Genomic DNA, 16,789 nt, shown 5'->3' on the forward strand with positions numbered 1-16,789 from the left:
ACCTCTCGGGGTGAAAAAATAAAAATATGAACAGAGAATTTGTTAAAAGTTCAGAAAACTGGGGAGTAAATCCTAAGGGTTATTTCGGTGATTTTGGTGGCGCATATATTCCTGAAATGCTTTACCCAAATGTGGAGCATCTGCGTCAACAATATTTGGATATTATTTATGAACCTGCTTTTCAGGAGGAATTTCATCAATTATTGAAAGATTATGTAGGTAGGCCTTCGCCTTTATTTCATGCAGAACGCTTATCTGCTAGGTATGGAGCTACTATTTATCTTAAGCGAGAGGACCTGAATCATACTGGAGCTCATAAAATCAATAATACCATTGGTCAGATTTTACTTGCAGAGCGCCTTGGTAAGAAACGAATTATTGCTGAGACGGGTGCTGGTCAGCACGGGGTGGCAACGGCGACTGTGTGTGCTCTAAAGGGGCTAGAATGCATTATCTATATGGGCGAGGTTGATATTGAACGTCAAGCACCCAATGTAGCCAGAATGAAAATGATGGGCGCCAAAGTGGTTCCTGCAATTTCTGGTAGTAAAACCCTGAAAGATGCTACCAATGAAGCAATGCGCGACTGGATTAATAATCCTACTGATACGCATTATATTATCGGTTCTGTTGTAGGCCCTCATCCATATCCAGATATGGTGGCAAGGTTTCAATCAGTAATTTCGGAAGAGACTAAAAAACAGCTTTTTGAAAAAACTGGTTCCGAAACACCAGACATCGTGATGGCTTGTGTGGGTGGTGGAAGTAATGCCATGGGAATGTTTTACCACTTCCTGGATGATGAACAGGTAAAACTTATTGCTGTTGAAGCTGCAGGATTAGGAGTAAACAGCGGTGAATCTGCTGCAACTACCAGTTTGGGAAAAGAAGGAGTGTTGCATGGCAGTCGCTCATTATTAATGCAAAGTGATGATGGTCAGGTAATTGAGCCTTATTCTATTTCTGCCGGATTAGATTACCCTGGTATCGGTCCGCAACATGCTCATTTATTTAAACAGCATCGGGCCGAATACGTAAGCATTACCGATGAGGAAGCTATGCAGGCTGGTAGACTTTGCTCCGAACTAGAGGGAATTATTCCTGCAATTGAGACTGCACATGCACTTGCTCATCTTGAAAAAATGAAGTTTAAAGGTGATGAATCTGTCGTGATTTGCTTGTCGGGTCGCGGTGATAAAGACCTTGATACTTATATGAAATATTTTAATCTTTAAATTGCTCTTAATCAGTATTTTATAATTGATAATAACATAAAATGAATAGACTGAACCAATTGTTTCAAAATAAAAAAGAATCTCTTTTATCCATTTATTTTACAGCAGGATATCCCAATTTAACGAGCACTTTAGATATTGCCGAAGCTGTTGAGAAAGCGGGTGCCGATTTTATAGAAATTGGCTTTCCATATTCCGACCCCTTGGCTGATGGGCCCGTAATACAAAATAGTTCTTTAAAAGCTCTTCAAAACGGGATGAATCTTAAATTTCTATTTGAACAATTAAAAGAGCTTCGCGCGCGTGTTTCCATACCAGTTTTATTGATGGGATATGTGAATCCGGTTTTACAGTATGGTGTAAAGAATTTTTGTGAATCTTGTGCCGCAGTAGGAGTAGATGGAGTTATTGTTCCAGATCTACCGATGGTTGAGTATGAAGAATTTTATAAGGATGATTTTCTGAATAATAAAATCAGTAATATTTTCTTGGTTACGCCTCAAACATCAGAAGAACGTATCCTTAAAATTGATGAGCTTAGCAATGCTTTCATTTATTTGCTTTCCTCATCTTCAACCACTGGAAAAAACTTAACTGTTTCTAATGAGGCCGATGCTTATTTCGCAAGAATTAAGTCTATGAATTTAAAAAATCCTACCATGATTGGTTTTGGTATTTCAGATCAAAAAAGCTTCAATAAAGCTGCCGAGTATACTCGAGGAGCAATTGTAGGCAGTGCATTCGTTAAGTTTTTAGATACTGAAAATGCTTTGGAACGTATTCCAGAATTTATCAAATCAATACGTTCTTAGAACGTATTTGATTCTAGATCTATTTTAGCTTTTTTATTGTTTTTTGTATTGAGTGAACCCAAAAATAGATAGCCTATGATTCCAGAAGTAATTGATGCAACCAAAATTGAGAATTTTGCTTCTACTTGATATTCAGGATTACTGAATGATAAAAGTGCAATAAAAATGGACATGGTAAATCCTATTCCAGCCAATAATCCTAAGCCGATAATATGTTTCCAATTGGCATTGTTGGGCAATTTTGCAAAACCTAATTGAACCGATAGCCAAGAAAAAAGAGTAACCCCAATTGGTTTTCCCAAGGCTAGGCCTAAAATGATGCCAATGCCTAGCGGACTAGTCAATCCATCGAGCATTTTGCTTTCAAACTGAATATTGGTATTTGCTAAAGCAAAAATGGGCATGATTATAAAGTTTACAGGCCTCACAATGATGTGCTCTAATTCTTCTAATGGAGAGGCCTCTTTCTCAGGATTTGTTGGAATTGTTAATGCCAATAAAACTCCAGCAATAGTAGCATGAATTCCTGAATGGTGGACAAAATACCATAAAAATATGCCAGGAATGATGTAAAAAACTAATTTTTTAACTCCGAATCTATTGAATAAAATTAGCATGGCTAAGATTCCTGCCGAATACAATAATTGCATCCAATGTAATTCATTGGTATAAAAAATGGCAATCACCAATATTGCACCTAAATCATCCGCAATTGCTAAAGCTGCTAAAAATATTTTTAAAGATGAAGGAACACGTTTACCTAGTAAGGAGATGACACCAAGTGCAAAAGCAATATCTGTAGCCATCGGAATGCCCCAGCCGCCATTTGTTTCTGTGTTGAAGTTGAAAATGGAATAAATGATTGCTGGAAAAATCATTCCTCCTAAAGCTGCAAATATGGGCATGGCGGCTTTTTGAGGACTCGATAACTCTCCCTCAATAATTTCACGCTTTATTTCTAATCCCACAAGTAGGAAAAAAATCGCCATTAAGCCATCATTTATCCAAAGGGAGATGGAGTATTCTAATTGGAGATTGGGGCTACTATACCCTATTTTTGTATCTAAAAAATTCTGAAATGCTTGCCCTAAACTTGAATTAGCAATAATCAATGAAATAATTACACATAAAATCAGAATGACACCCCCAACTTGCTGAGATTTTAAAAAAATTTTAAAAGGGTCAAAATTAATTCTTGGCAACATAAAAGCTAATCAATTTAGAATATAAATTACTAAAGTAAATAACGTGCTTTTAAATGAATTTTTATAAAAATTCGCTTAAATTCCCCTTTCCTTGACGTAAAATTTCAAAATCACCTTCACTACAATCTACAATAGTGGATGGCTCATTATCTCCATATCCACCATCAACTACTAAATCTACAAGCTCTTCATATTTTTCATGAATCAACTCAGGATCAGTCGAATACTCAATAATTTCATCTTCATGGTGTATGGATGTGGAGATTATCGGATTTCCTAGCATTTGAACAATTGAGCGTGCAATAGTGCTGTTTGGTACCCGAATTCCGACAGTTTTTTTATTAGAACTTAGCAATTTTGGGACATTTTTATTGGCATTGAAAATGAATGTAAATGGACCAGGAAGTGCTTTTTTCAAGATTCTATAGGTCTCATTATCAATCGGTTTAGTGTAATCAGAAATGTGCCTTAAATCGTAACACACAAATGAAAAATTCGCTTTTTCTGGTTTTATGCCTTTTATTTTACAAATTCTTTCAATTGCTTTTGAGTTAGTAATATCACAGCCCATCCCATAAACCGTATCGGTAGGATAAATTATTATCCCTCCTTTTTTAAGCACGTCAACAACCTGCTGAATTGCTTTTTCATTTGGGTTTTCTGGGTAGATTTTAATCAGCATAATGGATATTTATTAATTTCTCAAAAGCATTTTTTATAAAATCAGACCTAAATAAATGAGCCTTTAACCCATTTTTAGATTAAAATTCAGCGTTTTTTGGAGTCCTTGGGAAAGGAATAACATCTCTAATATTGGTCATTCCAGTAACGAAAAGCACTAACCTTTCAAATCCTAATCCAAATCCGGCATGTGGAGCTGATCCAAAACGACGGGTATCTAAGTACCAAGACATTTCTTCGGCAGGAATGTGCATTTCTGCCATTCTTTTCTCCAATTTCTCTAATCTTTCTTCACGTTGTGATCCACCAACAATTTCGCCAATACCTGGGAAAAGAATATCCATAGCACGAACAGTTGTTCTTCCTTCGGCATCAGGCTCGTTCATTCTCATGTAGAATGATTTAATGTCGGCAGGATAATCTGTTAAAATAACGGGTTTTTTGAAGTGCTTTTCAACCAAATAGCGTTCATGTTCTGATTGTAAATCCGAACCCCAGCCTTCAATTAAATATTTGAACTGTTTCTTTTGATTAGGCTTTGAGTTTCTAAGGATAGAAATAGCTTCCGTATAGGTAATTCTTTCAAAATCATTATCCAAACAGAAGTTCAATTTAGTTAATAAGTCAAATTCTGAACGCTCTGCCTGTGGTTTTTGTTTGTCTTCTTCTAAAAGTCTATTTTTTAAGAACTCGAGCTCATCAGCACAATGCTCTATCGCATAGCGAATTACATATTTCAGTAACTCCTCTGCCAAGTCCATATTATCAGTTAGATCATAAAAGGCCATCTCAGGCTCAATCATCCAAAACTCGGCTAAATGACGCGTAGTATTCGAGTTTTCGGCTCTAAAAGTAGGGCCAAAAGTGTAAATATCACCAAAAGCCATTGCTGCTAATTCACCTTCTAGCTGCCCAGATACTGTTAAATTAGTGGCTTTACCAAAGAAATCTTCTTTATAATTTACGGTTCCATCTTCATTACGTGGTATATGATCCGGGTCAAAAGTGGATACACGAAACATCTCACCAGCCCCCTCCGCATCAGAAGCCGTAATAATTGGAGTATGCATGTAAACAAATCCTTTTTCATTGAAGAATTGATGAACAGCAAATGCTAAAGCATGTCTGATTTTGAAAACCGCATTGAAGGTATTGGTACGAAATCTTAAATGGGCAATCTCACGTAAGAATTCAAGGCTATGTTTTTTAGGCTGTAATGGGAATTTTTCCGCATCACTATCACCCAAAATTTCAATTTCATTTACCTTTATTTCAATTTTCTGACCTTTTCCTAATGATTCAACTACTTCTCCTTGAATGGAAACTGCAGCACCTGTTGTAATTCTTTTTAAGAGGCTTTCATTCAACGTGTTAAAGTCAACAACTGCTTGAATATTATTTATTGTCGAGCCATCATTTAAAGCAATAAATTGATTGTTTCTAAATGTTCTAACCCATCCCATCACGGAAACTTGTTTTCCGAAATCACTAGAATTTAATAAATCTTTAATTTTTGTACGCTTAGCCATCTTTTTTGTATGAATTGCAAAAATACAAATCGTTCTGTTAACCACAAGTTTAAGCTTAGGTCTGCAGAATGATTATTTACATGTTTTGAGGTCGCTTGTTACAGCCTCGGAATCATAAAAACCCTGTTTGTTGCCAAAACTATTGGTGATATAAACAATTACCTGTGCGATATCTATGTCGGCTAAAGTTTCATTACCCGGCATTATTTCATCATAGGTGATGTTATTTATTTTTATTTCACCCTGCTGACCATATCTAATCATGCAGGCTAATTGATTTTTATTTAGTTTTAAATAGGTCGTATCAGTTAATGGTGGGTACAAAGTCCCAAGTCCTTTACCATCAGCACCATGACAACTTTGGCAACTTTTTTCATAAATACGTTTTCCATTAACATAGTAGCGCTTATGATCTAAACTGTTTTCATTTTGGCAGGATTGAATACTAATTCCAATTCCTAAAGCAAATAAAACGCTGTAAATTAAGCTATTTCGCATTACCAAATTCTTCCTTCAACAAAATATCCATGTCGAGCATCAATTGCTTAACTTGATCTTCTTTTGTACCATCATAAGCACCTCTGATACGTTTTTTTGTATCTACAAGTATAAACCAACCCTGATGTACTAGTCCCTGTGGGTCTGTATTATCTTCATAAGCAGCCACTAAATAACTTTTTGCTGCAATATTGAAAATAGAATCACGGCTACCATGCACAAACTCCCACTGATTGCCTTCAAGGCCAAGTTTTGTTGCATATTTTTTTAATTTAGAAGGCAAATCGTATTTGATATCAATGGTATGGGAGAGAAATTTAACTTTTGAATCACCTTTGTATTTATTATACACGTTGAGCATGTTGCGGTGCATAATCGGACAAATAGTATTGCATGAGGTGAAAAAGAAATCGGTTACATAAATTTTATTGTAGAAATCTTTATCACTTACTAGAATGCTGTCTTGATTGAAATAACTAAAGGCTGGGATGCTTTGGTAAAGGGTGTCAATTACTACTTTTCCATCCACTGTTTTTTCAATCGGCTCACGTTCTCCTAGAATGGGAAGTTTATCTTCAGATTTATTTGTACAAGACTTAAGAATCAAGCCTAAAAGAGCAATAAATAGTACCTTTTTCATGACACAAATATACTTGCTTTTTTACTCTTTTAGGCAATAATTTGAAGGAATTACACTGCTAAATCTTTCATAATCAGATCGATTTTTTCATCTAATAAATGTTCCTTAGCGCTAAACTCGTTTTTATTTGGAAGATCAGTCTTTACACTACAATAAAATTTGATTTTTGGCTCGGTGCCCGATGGCCTTGCAGAGATGATACTGCCATCAGCAGTGATAAACTGTAAAACATCCGATTTTGGATAATTCAGATTTTTTTCGTATCTTGTAGTTAAGTCGATTTCTTTTCCTAGCTCATAATCCTTTAGGCAAACCACTTTTGAACCGCCCAAATTTATAGGGGTATTTGTTCTGAAGCGCTCCATCAATGCTTTTATTTCTTCAGCTCCAGCTTTGCCTTTTTTAGTGATGGATACCAGTTTTTCTTTATAAAAACCATATTCATGATACATATCCAACATGGCCTCGTATAAACTACTGCCTTTATCCTTGTAAAAAGCAGTCATTTCAGCAATAAAAGCACATGAAATAACAGCATCTTTATCTCTGACTAAATCGCCTACTAAATAGCCGTAACTTTCTTCTCCTCCAGCAATAAAGGTTTTTTTGCCTTGTAGCTCTGTAATTAATGCTCCAATCCACTTAAATCCTGTTAAAGTCTCGTAAAAGCTAACTTTCTTTGCTCTGGCAATTTCTTCAACTAATTTTGTGGTAACCACCGTAGAAACTATGTACTCATTGCCACTAAGCTTTCCTTTTTGCTCCCAGGCTGTCAATAGATAATTAATTAATAAACTACCTGTTTGATTTCCATTCAGTAAAATAAACTCGCCTTCATTATTTTTAACAGCAATTCCCACCCGATCAGCGTCTGGATCTGTCGCTAACACTAAATCGGCATCAATTTCTTTCGCTTTTGCCAAGGCTAGGGTCAATGCTTCTTTTTCTTCCGGATTTGGATAGATTACCGTCGGGAAGTTTCCATCAGGTATAGATTGCTCTTCAACTAAAGTAAGGTTGGTGAAACCGAAGTGTTTTAATGCGGCTGGGACTAATGTAATTCCCGTTCCATGGATAGGAGAGTAGACTATTTTTAAGTCTTTTTGGCGCGAAATGGCATCCTGTGATACAGAAAGTTCCTTTATTTTATCTAAATATAAATGATCTATTTTTTCGTCAAGTAGCTCAATATTAGCCTCAATGCGATCAAATTTCACTAAATCAACAGTACTTATTTTCGATACTTCATCCATCACCAATTTATCATCTGGCGATGTGAATTGTCCGCCATCACTTCCATAAGCCTTATAACCATTATATTCTTTTGGATTGTGGGAAGCGGTAATCATGACACCACTCTTGCATCCTAGATGTCGGATGGCGAAAGATAATTCGGGAGTTGGCCTTAATTCTTTAAAGAAATATACTTTTATTCCATTTGCAGAAAATACATCGGCAGTAATCTTCGCAAAATAATCAGAATTATTTCTGCTATCATGTGCAATGGCAACACTAATTTGCTCTCCGGGATACTTTTTTAATAAGAAATTACTCAATCCCTGTGTTGCTGAGCCAATGGTATATTTATTGATGCGATTAGTACCCGGACCCATTGTTCCTCTTAGTCCGCCAGTACCAAACTCCAAATCTCTATAAAATGAATCAACAAGCTCATTTGTAGAGCCCGAATCTAATAAAGACTTAATTTCATTTTTGGTATCTAAATCATAGCGTCCATTAAGCCAAACATTGATTTTATCTAAAATTGAGGACTCCAACTCGTGCATAATTATTAATTTTTATTTGTGTTTTATTCTGACCGGGAATGATCATGGCTAAACACACCAAATTTTATTTTGTTTGGTGTGAAAAATAGAATGGTTTTTTCTATTTTTAGCATCTCAATCCGCAAGTATAAAAATCATTTGTGGCAATTTAAAATTCAAGTTTAAATGAAGGTATTAAAGTTTGGTGGAACATCGGTTGGGAGTCCCGATCGGATGAAGAATTTATTGGATATTATTAAACCTAAAAACAAACAGATTGTTGTTCTATCTGCTGTTTCTGGGACTACAAACAGTCTTTTGGAGATTTCACAGGCTTATCTAGCTGAGGATAAACAGAAGGCTGCCGACTTAATTTCTGTACTAAAAGCCAAATATGAAATATTTATAAAAGAACTTTTCTCTAGCGATGAGGCTTATGAAAATGGTAAGGATTTAATTGACTATCATTTCAATTTACTATCTTCTTTTTCGAATGAACTGTTTACAAGTATTGAAGAAAAGGTTATTCTAGCTCAAGGGGAATTAATTTCTACTACTCTTTATCACATATATTTAACAGAAATAGGTGTGAAATCTGTGCTTTTGCCAGCACTTGATTTCATGAAGATTGATGAGGATAATGAGCCCATTATTCCTTTTATTTCTGAACATTTAAAAGTTTTACTTGATCAATATCCAACTGATATCTTGTTTATCACGCAAGGTTATATTTGTCGTAATTCTTTTGGTGAGATTGATAATCTTCGTCGTGGCGGAAGTGATTATACTGCTTCCTTAATTGGTGCTGCCATTGCTGCCGAGGAAGTTCAAATATGGACTGACATCGACGGAATGCACAATAATGATCCAAGAATTGTAAAAGGTACCAAGCCGATTGCCGTTTTATCTTTCGACGAAGCTGCCGAGCTTGCTTATTTCGGTGCTAAGATTCTTCACCCACAGAGTGTTTTTCCTGCTCAAAAATATAAAGTGCCGGTGCGTTTGCTCAACACCATGGAGCCCGATGCTCCAGGTACCCTAATTACGAATGAAAGTGAACGTGGGAAAATTAAATCCATCGCTGCCAAGGATGGTATTACAGCCATTAAAATTCAATCAAGCCGTATGCTTTTAGCTTATGGTTTCTTGAGACGTGTTTTTGAGGTTTTTGAGCGTTATAAAACACCAATTGACATGATAACAACCTCGGAAGTGGCGGTTTCAGTAACAATTGATGAAACGCAACATCTTGATGAAATTCTACAAGAATTGAAAAGCTTTGGATCGGTTGATGTTGATCATAATCAAACAATTGTTTGTGTAGTAGGCGATTTTGGCGTAGAAAAACATGGTTTTGCCGCTCGTGTTCTAGAAGCCATTAAGCATATTCCACTTCGTATGATTTCCTACGGCGGAAGTAGTTACAATATTTCTTTACTTGTTAAAAATGAGGATAAAGTAGAGGTTCTGAGGTCATTACATAATCGTTTATTTGAATAAGATACTCAATCTGCTTCGGTAGATATATTTTTTTATATGCTAAATAAGGATACAATTTCAGGTTTCAAGGAGTTAGAAACTCCCTTTTATTATTATGATCTTAAGTTGCTAGAGCATACTCTTGAGACTTGCCGCGTGGCAGCCGATAAATTCGGCTTTCATGTTCATTATGCTCTAAAAGCTAATTTTAATGAGCAGGTTTTGGAGGCTATTCGCAAAATTGGCTTTGGAGCTGATTGTGTGAGTGGTAATGAAGTAAAAAAGGCAATCGACCTAGGTTTCGACTCACAAAAAGTAGTTTTTGCTGGTGTGGGTAAGTCGGATAAAGAAATTATCGAAGCTCTAAATAGTGATATTTATTGTTTTAACGTGGAGTCGGTGCAAGAGCTTGAAATTATCAACGGACTAGCTGCCAAGCTCGGGAAAGAAGCTCGTGTAGCACTGCGTATTAATCCGAATGTAGATGCGCATACGCATCAATATATTACTACGGGACTTGAAGAAAATAAGTTTGGTATAAATCAATGGGAGCTCAATGCTTGTATTGAGCAATTAAAGGCTTGTAAACAACTTAAGCTTATCGGGATACATTTTCATATCGGTTCACAAATTACTAATCTGGAAGTCTTTAAAAGTCTTTGTTTGAAGGTAAACGAACTTAATGTTTGGTTTGCAGATCATGGATATCAATTAAAGGTTTTGAATGTGGGTGGCGGTTTAGGTGTGGATTATCATGCACCTGACGAAAACCCGATTAATGATTTTGAGAGTTATTTTACGATTTTTAATCAGTTTTTAGAGCGTAGAAATGATCAGGAAGTCCATTTTGAATTGGGTAGGGCACTAGTTGCTCAATGCGGAAGCTTGATTAGTCGTATTCTCTATGTAAAAAATGGATTGAAAAAGAATTTCTTGATTTTAGATGCTGGAATGACCGAATTAATGCGTCCGGCACTTTATCAAGCTTACCATAAGATTGAAAATATCAGCTCTTTATCTGATAAAAAGATAAAATATGACGTTGTAGGTCCGATTTGCGAGAGCACAGATTGCTTCGGTAAAGAAGTGGAGCTTCCAGAATCTTTTCGTGGCGATTTAATTGCTATTAGAACCGCTGGTGCCTATGGCGAAGTGATGTCTTCGGGATATAATTTGCGTGAACGAGTGAAATCGGTTTATTCGAAGTAGATTTCAGTTTACCGCTGGCTGAGGTTCTCGAAGTCCGTAATCAGTTATCAGTTGTTAGTTATCGGTTGTCAGTTATCGGTTGTCAGGCTGGCGGCATCTATTTACCTGTGAATGAGGTTCTTGATGGCCGTTATTTTTATCAGTTATCGGTTGTCAGGCTGGTGATATTTATTTACCTGTGAATGAGGTTCTCGAAGCCCGTTATTAAAGTTAGGAAAGGAGTTGTCTTTGTCAGTTAACCGTTTTAAGACTGTGCAACATCTGAAACATTTTGTGCTGGTTAAAGATTTTTTGTCCTTACTCTTGGCTCCTTATTCCTAATTTATTTCTCACCATAACACCTAAATCCTATACAAACGCGTTCAAACCAGTAATATCCATTCCAGTAATCAATAAATGGATATCATGAGTCCCTTCATAGGTAACTACTGATTCTAGGTTCATCATATGTCTCATTACTGGGTATTCGCCGGTGATGCCCATTCCGCCAAGCATTTGACGTGCCTCACGGGCGATATTTATAGCAGTTTCAACGCTATTTCTTTTAGCCATTGAAATTTGTGCAGGAGTGGCTCTGTTATCATTTTTTAAGACACCTAAGCGCCAAACAAGGAGTTGAGCTTTTGTGATTTCAGTTATCATTTCAGCCAGTTTTTTCTGTTGTAATTGGAATCCACCAATTGGGCGGCCAAATTGTATGCGTTCTTTAGAATAACGTAAAGCCGTATCGTAGCAGTCCATGGCCGCACCTAATGCCCCCCAAGCAATTCCATATCGCGCTTGGTTTAAGCAACTCAAGGGACCTTTCAATCCTTTTATATTTGGTAATAAATTCTTTTTAGGCACTTTCACATTATCGAACACCAATTCGCCACTTGCAGAAGCTCTTAAACTCCATTTTCCATGAATTTCTGGCGCGCTAAAACCTTCCATGTCTTTTTCAACGATCACTCCACGAATTATGCCCTCCTCATCTTTTGCCCAAACAATAGCTATATCTGCGAAAGGAGAGTTCGAAATCCACATTTTAGCACCATTTAGCAAGTAGTAGTCACCCATATCTTTAATATTGGTAATCATACTTCCTGGGTCAGAACCATGATCAGGCTCTGTTAATCCAAAGCATCCCATGTACTCGCCTGAAGCTAATTTTGGTAAATAATGCATTTTTTGCTCCTCCGAACCGAACGCAAAAATTGGGTACATTACCAAAGAACCCTGAACAGAAGCAGTAGAGCGAATACCTGAATCACCACGTTCAATTTCTTGCATGATTAAACCATAGGAAATATAATCTAAACCTGCTCCACCATAATTTGCGGGTATGGTGGGACCGAAAGCACCAACCTCAGCTAATCCAGGAAGCAAATGCTTAGGAAAAATAGCCTTCTGTGCGCAATCTTCAATTATGGGACTTACTTCTTTCTTAACCCAGCTACGAACGGTATCGCGGACTAATTTATGTTCATCAGTCAATAATTCATCTATCTGATAATAATCGGGAGCTTCAAAAAGGTCTTTTTTAGATGATTTTATGATTGAATTTAGGTCGTAATCTTGATTGGACATGGCAATATGCTTTTTTTCAAAATTAGTAAAATATGGTGGTAAAGTGAATTATTTCTTTCAAATAAATGGTAGTAGAATCACTTAGAGTTGATTTATAAAAACTGAAAATTAGATCTGTTATTTATAGTTTTTTGAGTGTTAAAAAAAATAAGAGAATAAATTTCTGACTCTCATTTCTCAAAATTGATTCAACGTATTATCCTTTTCAACAATTATTCTATCTTTGAATTATGACTTGGAAATTAGTAAAAGAAGAATTGCCAGAGCAGGCTAAAGACGTATTATTATTTGATGGTGGACAAATTTATTTTGGCTTTTATAGCGAAATCTATGATAAATTTGTTGTGGCAGATGATAAAGTGGATTTGGAAGATTTTACGCATTGGATGGCGCTGCCAGAATTTCCTAAGAAGTAAAATTGTTAGGTCAAATTTTACCTTTTTGAAACCTCTTTTTAAGGATTGTAATGATGTCTTCAAATTATTTGAATCATCTGATACATTCCTTAAAATAGATTTCGAATAATGGATTTCTATCATTTTATCTAGAAATCGTTTCTTTAATATTTCCTGTTTTTATAAAATACCTTAGGGCAGCAGTTCAGAAATATATTATTTTCTTGCTTGTGGAGTGAAAACTTTCTTAGGCTCTGGTGGGGTAGAAGTGATATTTCCATTCTCATCCACATAAGCCATCATATCTTCTAGCTTTCCACCAGTCGAATTTTGTTGACGATCTTGCTTACGATGTTCTTTTTCCTCTTTCTTCTTCGCTCTATTTTTTTCGAGCTGCTTCTTCATAAAAGTTGCTTGTGATTTAGCCATGTTATAGTGTTAAATAATAAAATACTATCCGCTTATATTTTCGCTGCTAGGAGGGTAATGAAATCCGACTCGGAGAAATGACCTGTAAATGGATGCTAAACAAGATTGTTTTGAAAATCCATTATACAGATTTGACGAATTAATCTGCAGCTGTGAATAAAGAATAGCTTACGCTTTGTTTACAAAAATACGAAAATCGGGGCATATAAGCAAGAAAAACCGGCTATAATTAAACCAATGCGTCAAATAAGCATGCTAAGAGGATTAATTTGCAATGATCTTTATCAATGAGCCCTGTTGTACATTATCGCTTAATTGCATCCCGTTAAGGATAGAAAGTTCTTCCATGCGACTTTCTGGAACCTTGAAAGCGCTTAATGCCTGCTTCAATGTGCCTGTCTTTTCTACGGTTTTTATGCGAATTCTTTCAGCTTTCTTATTCAATTTTGAGGCATCTCTTAATTCTTTGAAGTTTTTCATGCTTTGTGAAAAATAAGCAGAATAGGATTCGAAATCGCCCACAGAGCTTGCTCCTAAAAGATGGTAAATAGCATTATTATGTTGTATAAAATAGTTTAATGTTCTTACGGAAGAGCTTTGAGCACCTTCTTTTGGTTTTACATCTGCAAGAACTGAAATAGCATTTAATCCGTTAACCTTCACTTGATTCGATTCAATTACCCTTAAATTATTATCCGCAACGGCTTTCTCTGCTGCCGCTTGTAAATTAGTGCCTCCCGCTAAGGTCATCATTAAGATCGCTTTACCATCTTTGGGTGCTAGTTGAACACGCTGTGGAGTGTTTTGATAGTTCCAGCCTTGGGGCACAGGGAATTCAAATTTTAATTCTGGGTGGTAAAAAATATTGTTTTCAAGAAATCCTTGTCTCGGGTCTTCACCATAAACTAAACCCTCAATTTTTCTTAAATAGCTGTCGCGATTAATACTTGGATTATTAAGCTTTAACTTGTTTTTCCACTCTACAGATAAATTCATGACCGCAATATTTCTTGAACCCGGATTAGGGTGTGTTGATAAGAAATCAGGTAATTCTGCATTTCCACTACCATTGCTTTTTCTATCCAATGTATTGAAAAAACCCGCCATTTCTCTAGCATCATATCCTATTTTAGATGAATATTCTACACCTAATTGATCCGATTGAGTTTCAGCATCACGACCAAACTTTAAAAATAATAATCCTAAACCTTGAGAGAGGGGTTCTGCAAAATCAGCTACTTGCGGGACAAGTATCATGCTGCCAATTAATCCTACCTGACCTAGAACAGCCTTAGTTTGTTGTGATACCGAATGTCTAGCAGTAATATGTCCAATCTCATGGCCCAAAACACCCGCAAACTCGGCCTCATTATTAAAATGTGCCATAATGCCTCTAGTGAAATAAACATATCCCCCAGGTACAGCAAATGCATTCAGTACTTCTGAATCTAATATTTTAAATTCATAATTTAAATTTGGACGGTGCGAAATGGCAGCCATCTCTTTTCCCTTTTGGCTAATGAAATCTTGTAGTACCTTATTTTCATATAAACCATACTGAGCAACAATTTCTGGATCAGCATCTTTGCCCATTGCAATTTCTTGCTCTTCCGACATTAATACAATTTGCTTTTTTCCGGTTACGGGATTTACAGCGCATGAGTTGATTATAAAAATTGAGGCTATTAGGCTAGCGTATATAAATATGTTCTTCATCTTCTCGGGTTTTTATATTTTGGTTCAATATTCAAGCCAAACAATGTCATAAAATTGGATTTTGTCAGATTGTGAATGTGATTTACAAAAATAAATTACTGATTCTAAAGGATTTAAATCCCATTAAAAAGCCAGACAAAAATATTGCCTGGCTTTTTAATTTTCAAAAATACAATTTTGACGGTTTCTTCTGCCTTTTTTACAGTTCTCTAATCCAAATATTACGGAAACTAATGGGCTCACTTGGGTCGCCATGGTCTTGTAATTTGATTGGTAGAGGGCCGTGTTTTTTGTAAAATGGAGCTCCGATATAAACTGTTTCCCCTTTTATTTCGGTATTATTATGTATCAGAACGCCATTGTGAAGTGCAGTAATTCGGGCAGCAGATTTGAGGCTTCCATCTTCATTGAATTGTGGTGCTGTCCATAAAATATCATAAGTTTGCCATTCTCCCGGCTTTCTAGATGCGTTTACCAAAGGGATAGCTTGCTTGTAAATACTTCCTGCTTGTCCGTTGCTATAAGTTCCATTTTTATAGGAATCAAGTACTTGTATTTCATAACCATCGTCGCCAGGCCCAGTTGATGCCAAGAAAATTCCTGAATTCCCTCTACCTTGTCCGCTGCCACTAATTTCAGCAGGTATTAACCACTCAATGTGTAATTGGTAATTTGTAAATGATTGCTTGGTTTGGATATTACCCGTGCCTTTTTTGACTGTAAAACTATTTTCTTTAACAGTCCATTTAGCTGCAGATTTATCGTTTACCGAAAGCCACTGATCTAAATTTTTACCATCAAATAATCTGATGGCATCTGATGGAGCCTGTTGTGTTACTGTAGAAGCACTTTTGAGTTCTACTACTTTGGGTACTGGTGACCATGCTTCAGTGTCTTTAGGATTACCACCTTGCTGTGCATTTACATAGGTGATAGAACTTGTTAAAAATACGCTGATTAAAAAGATACGTTTCATGATTTATTTTTTCTGCTTAAATTCAAATTGCTAATTGAATTTGAAGGTAATATTTTCTCCTATATTTCCGGTTTTTTTTGTTGAGATTCTATAAGATATTACATAAATCTAAATTCATACTTTTGTATTTATGGGAACTGTCACTCAAAAAGTAAGCATAGAAGGTGTTCGTTTTTTTGCCTTTCACGGTTTTTATCCAGAAGAGCAGGTTTTGGGAACCGAATTCATTTTAGATATTGATACTTCTCTCGATGTTTTTGATAATGGGAAGGATGATTTGGCCAATACTGTCAATTATGTGAGGCTTTTTGAAATTGCTTCTGAAGAAATGAAAATTACTAGAAAATTGATTGAAACGGTTGCCCATTCTATTCTAGAACGTATCCGACATGAGTTTTTGGCTGTTCAATCTATTCGCGTGTCTATCCGTAAACTAAATCCGCCAATGGGTGCAGAAGTCGAAAATTCGGCTATTGAATTGATATTCAAAAGATAGAAAACATTCTTCATAAACTTCTATATTAGTTTTCTATCATTTTATTCCTTTGTTTTTCAGGTATTGGAACTGATAGCTTGCTTTTATAATCGAAAGTAACACACATCGTCTGGCCGCTTGTGCAGATTTCTTCTTTACCATCGATAATTTTTAC

The 16,789-nt window shown here is 36.0% G+C and carries 16 protein-coding genes; 6 read left to right on the forward strand and 10 right to left on the reverse strand.

All coding sequences use genetic code 11. The annotated features are described in order from the left end of the window. The first annotated feature begins 26 nt into the window (after positions 1-26). Both trpB and trpA read left to right on the forward strand, forming a co-directional pair. A complete protein-coding gene (gene trpB, locus ACIQ0D_RS00895) occupies positions 27-1,235 on the forward strand; it encodes a tryptophan synthase subunit beta (protein WP_395802190.1) in 1,209 nt (402 codons plus the stop codon). Positions 1,236-1,276: 41 nt separating this feature from the next. Then, the gene (trpA, locus tag ACIQ0D_RS00900; protein WP_395802192.1) at positions 1,277-2,047 is read left to right on the forward strand and encodes a tryptophan synthase subunit alpha; all 771 of its coding nucleotides are present in this window, start codon (positions 1,277-1,279) and stop codon (positions 2,045-2,047) included. Here trpA and nhaA read toward each other — a convergent pair. The 6 genes from nhaA to ACIQ0D_RS00930 all read right to left on the reverse strand — a co-directional run bounded on the left by nhaA (position 2,044) and on the right by ACIQ0D_RS00930 (position 8,387). Continuing rightward, a complete protein-coding gene (gene nhaA / locus ACIQ0D_RS00905; RefSeq protein WP_395802194.1) occupies positions 2,044-3,252 on the reverse strand; it encodes a Na+/H+ antiporter NhaA in 1,209 nt (402 codons plus the stop codon). The genes trpA and nhaA overlap by 4 nt on opposite strands. A 61-nt stretch (positions 3,253-3,313) precedes the next feature. Beyond that, positions 3,314-3,934, reverse strand: a complete 621-nt coding sequence (locus tag ACIQ0D_RS00910; RefSeq protein WP_395802196.1) for an L-threonylcarbamoyladenylate synthase — start codon at positions 3,932-3,934, stop codon at positions 3,314-3,316. 79 nt (positions 3,935-4,013) lie between these two features. Beyond that, positions 4,014-5,462 carry an asparagine--tRNA ligase gene (gene asnS / locus ACIQ0D_RS00915; RefSeq protein WP_395802198.1) on the reverse strand — a complete coding sequence of 483 codons (1,449 nt, stop codon included), beginning with the start codon at positions 5,460-5,462 and terminating at the stop codon, positions 4,014-4,016. A 72-nt stretch (positions 5,463-5,534) separates the two neighbouring features. Further along, entirely contained in the window at positions 5,535-5,960 is a 426-nt protein-coding gene (locus tag ACIQ0D_RS00920) for a c-type cytochrome (RefSeq protein WP_395802200.1), read from the reverse strand. Next, positions 5,950-6,600, reverse strand: a complete 651-nt coding sequence (locus tag ACIQ0D_RS00925) for an SCO family protein (protein WP_395802202.1) — start codon at positions 6,598-6,600, stop codon at positions 5,950-5,952. The genes ACIQ0D_RS00920 and ACIQ0D_RS00925 overlap by 11 nt, the downstream gene beginning before the upstream one ends. A gap of 50 nt (positions 6,601-6,650) precedes the next feature. Beyond that, positions 6,651-8,387, reverse strand: coding sequence for a phospho-sugar mutase (locus ACIQ0D_RS00930; RefSeq protein ID WP_395802204.1), 1,737 nt, complete (start codon positions 8,385-8,387; stop codon positions 6,651-6,653). A gap of 165 nt (positions 8,388-8,552) precedes the next feature. Between ACIQ0D_RS00930 and ACIQ0D_RS00935 the strand changes: the two genes are divergently transcribed. Continuing rightward, positions 8,553-9,866 carry an aspartate kinase gene (locus ACIQ0D_RS00935; protein WP_395802206.1) on the forward strand — a complete coding sequence of 438 codons (1,314 nt, stop codon included), beginning with the start codon at positions 8,553-8,555 and terminating at the stop codon, positions 9,864-9,866. A gap of 36 nt (positions 9,867-9,902) precedes the next feature. After that, the gene (lysA, locus tag ACIQ0D_RS00940; RefSeq protein WP_395802208.1) at positions 9,903-11,054 is read left to right on the forward strand and encodes a diaminopimelate decarboxylase; all 1,152 of its coding nucleotides are present in this window, start codon (positions 9,903-9,905) and stop codon (positions 11,052-11,054) included. 348 nt (positions 11,055-11,402) lie between these two features. Here lysA and ACIQ0D_RS00945 read toward each other — a convergent pair whose 3' ends face one another. Further along, positions 11,403-12,623, reverse strand: a complete 1,221-nt coding sequence (locus ACIQ0D_RS00945) for an acyl-CoA dehydrogenase family protein (RefSeq protein ID WP_395802210.1) — start codon at positions 12,621-12,623, stop codon at positions 11,403-11,405. 230 nt (positions 12,624-12,853) lie between these two features. On the opposite strand from ACIQ0D_RS00945, the gene ACIQ0D_RS00950 reads away from it, so the two are divergent. After that, complete coding sequence (locus ACIQ0D_RS00950) at positions 12,854-13,039, forward strand: DUF551 domain-containing protein (protein WP_291399499.1); 186 nt, start codon at positions 12,854-12,856, stop codon at positions 13,037-13,039. Positions 13,040-13,234: 195 nt separating this feature from the next. On the opposite strand, the gene ACIQ0D_RS00955 is transcribed toward ACIQ0D_RS00950, so the two are convergent. The 3 genes from ACIQ0D_RS00955 to ACIQ0D_RS00965 form a co-directional block, all read right to left on the reverse strand. Then, on the reverse strand, positions 13,235-13,447 hold the full coding sequence (locus ACIQ0D_RS00955) for a hypothetical protein (protein ID WP_395802212.1): 213 nt from the start codon (positions 13,445-13,447) through the stop codon (positions 13,235-13,237). 264 nt (positions 13,448-13,711) lie between these two features. Beyond that, on the reverse strand, positions 13,712-15,163 hold the full coding sequence (locus ACIQ0D_RS00960) for a M48 family metalloprotease (RefSeq protein WP_395802214.1): 1,452 nt from the start codon (positions 15,161-15,163) through the stop codon (positions 13,712-13,714). A 199-nt stretch (positions 15,164-15,362) separates the two neighbouring features. Further along, positions 15,363-16,139, reverse strand: a complete 777-nt coding sequence (locus tag ACIQ0D_RS00965; protein ID WP_395802216.1) for a DUF1080 domain-containing protein — start codon at positions 16,137-16,139, stop codon at positions 15,363-15,365. Positions 16,140-16,269: 130 nt separating this feature from the next. Here ACIQ0D_RS00965 and folB point away from each other — a divergent pair, with 130 nt between their 5' ends. Then, the gene (gene folB, locus ACIQ0D_RS00970) at positions 16,270-16,635 is read left to right on the forward strand and encodes a dihydroneopterin aldolase (protein ID WP_395802217.1); all 366 of its coding nucleotides are present in this window, start codon (positions 16,270-16,272) and stop codon (positions 16,633-16,635) included. The last annotated feature ends 154 nt before the right edge of the window (positions 16,636-16,789 follow it).

This window comes from Daejeonella sp. (assembly GCF_044342615.1).
In the GTDB taxonomy this organism is placed as follows: domain Bacteria; phylum Bacteroidota; class Bacteroidia; order Sphingobacteriales; family Sphingobacteriaceae; genus Daejeonella.

Bases quoted from the DNA above. Each gene is read 5' to 3' on its own strand.
- ACIQ0D_RS00960 (WP_395802214.1), bottom strand. From the start codon at position 15,163: ATGAAGAACATATTTATATACGCTAGCCTAATAGCCTCAATTTTTATA.
- ACIQ0D_RS00925 (WP_395802202.1), bottom strand. From the start codon at position 6,600: ATGAAAAAGGTACTATTTATTGCTCTTTTAGGCTTGATTCTTAAGTCT.
- ACIQ0D_RS00950 (WP_291399499.1), top strand. From the start codon at position 12,854: ATGACTTGGAAATTAGTAAAAGAAGAATTGCCAGAGCAGGCTAAAGAC.
- ACIQ0D_RS00955 (WP_395802212.1), bottom strand. From the start codon at position 13,447: ATGGCTAAATCACAAGCAACTTTTATGAAGAAGCAGCTCGAAAAAAAT.
- ACIQ0D_RS00945 (WP_395802210.1), bottom strand. From the start codon at position 12,623: ATGTCCAATCAAGATTACGACCTAAATTCAATCATAAAATCATCTAAA.
- ACIQ0D_RS00935 (WP_395802206.1), top strand. From the start codon at position 8,553: ATGAAGGTATTAAAGTTTGGTGGAACATCGGTTGGGAGTCCCGATCGG.
- ACIQ0D_RS00920 (WP_395802200.1), bottom strand. From the start codon at position 5,960: ATGCGAAATAGCTTAATTTACAGCGTTTTATTTGCTTTAGGAATTGGA.
- trpB (WP_395802190.1), top strand. From the start codon at position 27: ATGAACAGAGAATTTGTTAAAAGTTCAGAAAACTGGGGAGTAAATCCT.
- lysA (WP_395802208.1), top strand. From the start codon at position 9,903: ATGCTAAATAAGGATACAATTTCAGGTTTCAAGGAGTTAGAAACTCCC.
- trpA (WP_395802192.1), top strand. From the start codon at position 1,277: ATGAATAGACTGAACCAATTGTTTCAAAATAAAAAAGAATCTCTTTTA.
- ACIQ0D_RS00930 (WP_395802204.1), bottom strand. From the start codon at position 8,387: ATGCACGAGTTGGAGTCCTCAATTTTAGATAAAATCAATGTTTGGCTT.
- ACIQ0D_RS00965 (WP_395802216.1), bottom strand. From the start codon at position 16,139: ATGAAACGTATCTTTTTAATCAGCGTATTTTTAACAAGTTCTATCACC.
- ACIQ0D_RS00910 (WP_395802196.1), bottom strand. From the start codon at position 3,934: ATGCTGATTAAAATCTACCCAGAAAACCCAAATGAAAAAGCAATTCAG.
- nhaA (WP_395802194.1), bottom strand. From the start codon at position 3,252: ATGTTGCCAAGAATTAATTTTGACCCTTTTAAAATTTTTTTAAAATCT.
- asnS (WP_395802198.1), bottom strand. From the start codon at position 5,462: ATGGCTAAGCGTACAAAAATTAAAGATTTATTAAATTCTAGTGATTTC.
- folB (WP_395802217.1), top strand. From the start codon at position 16,270: ATGGGAACTGTCACTCAAAAAGTAAGCATAGAAGGTGTTCGTTTTTTT.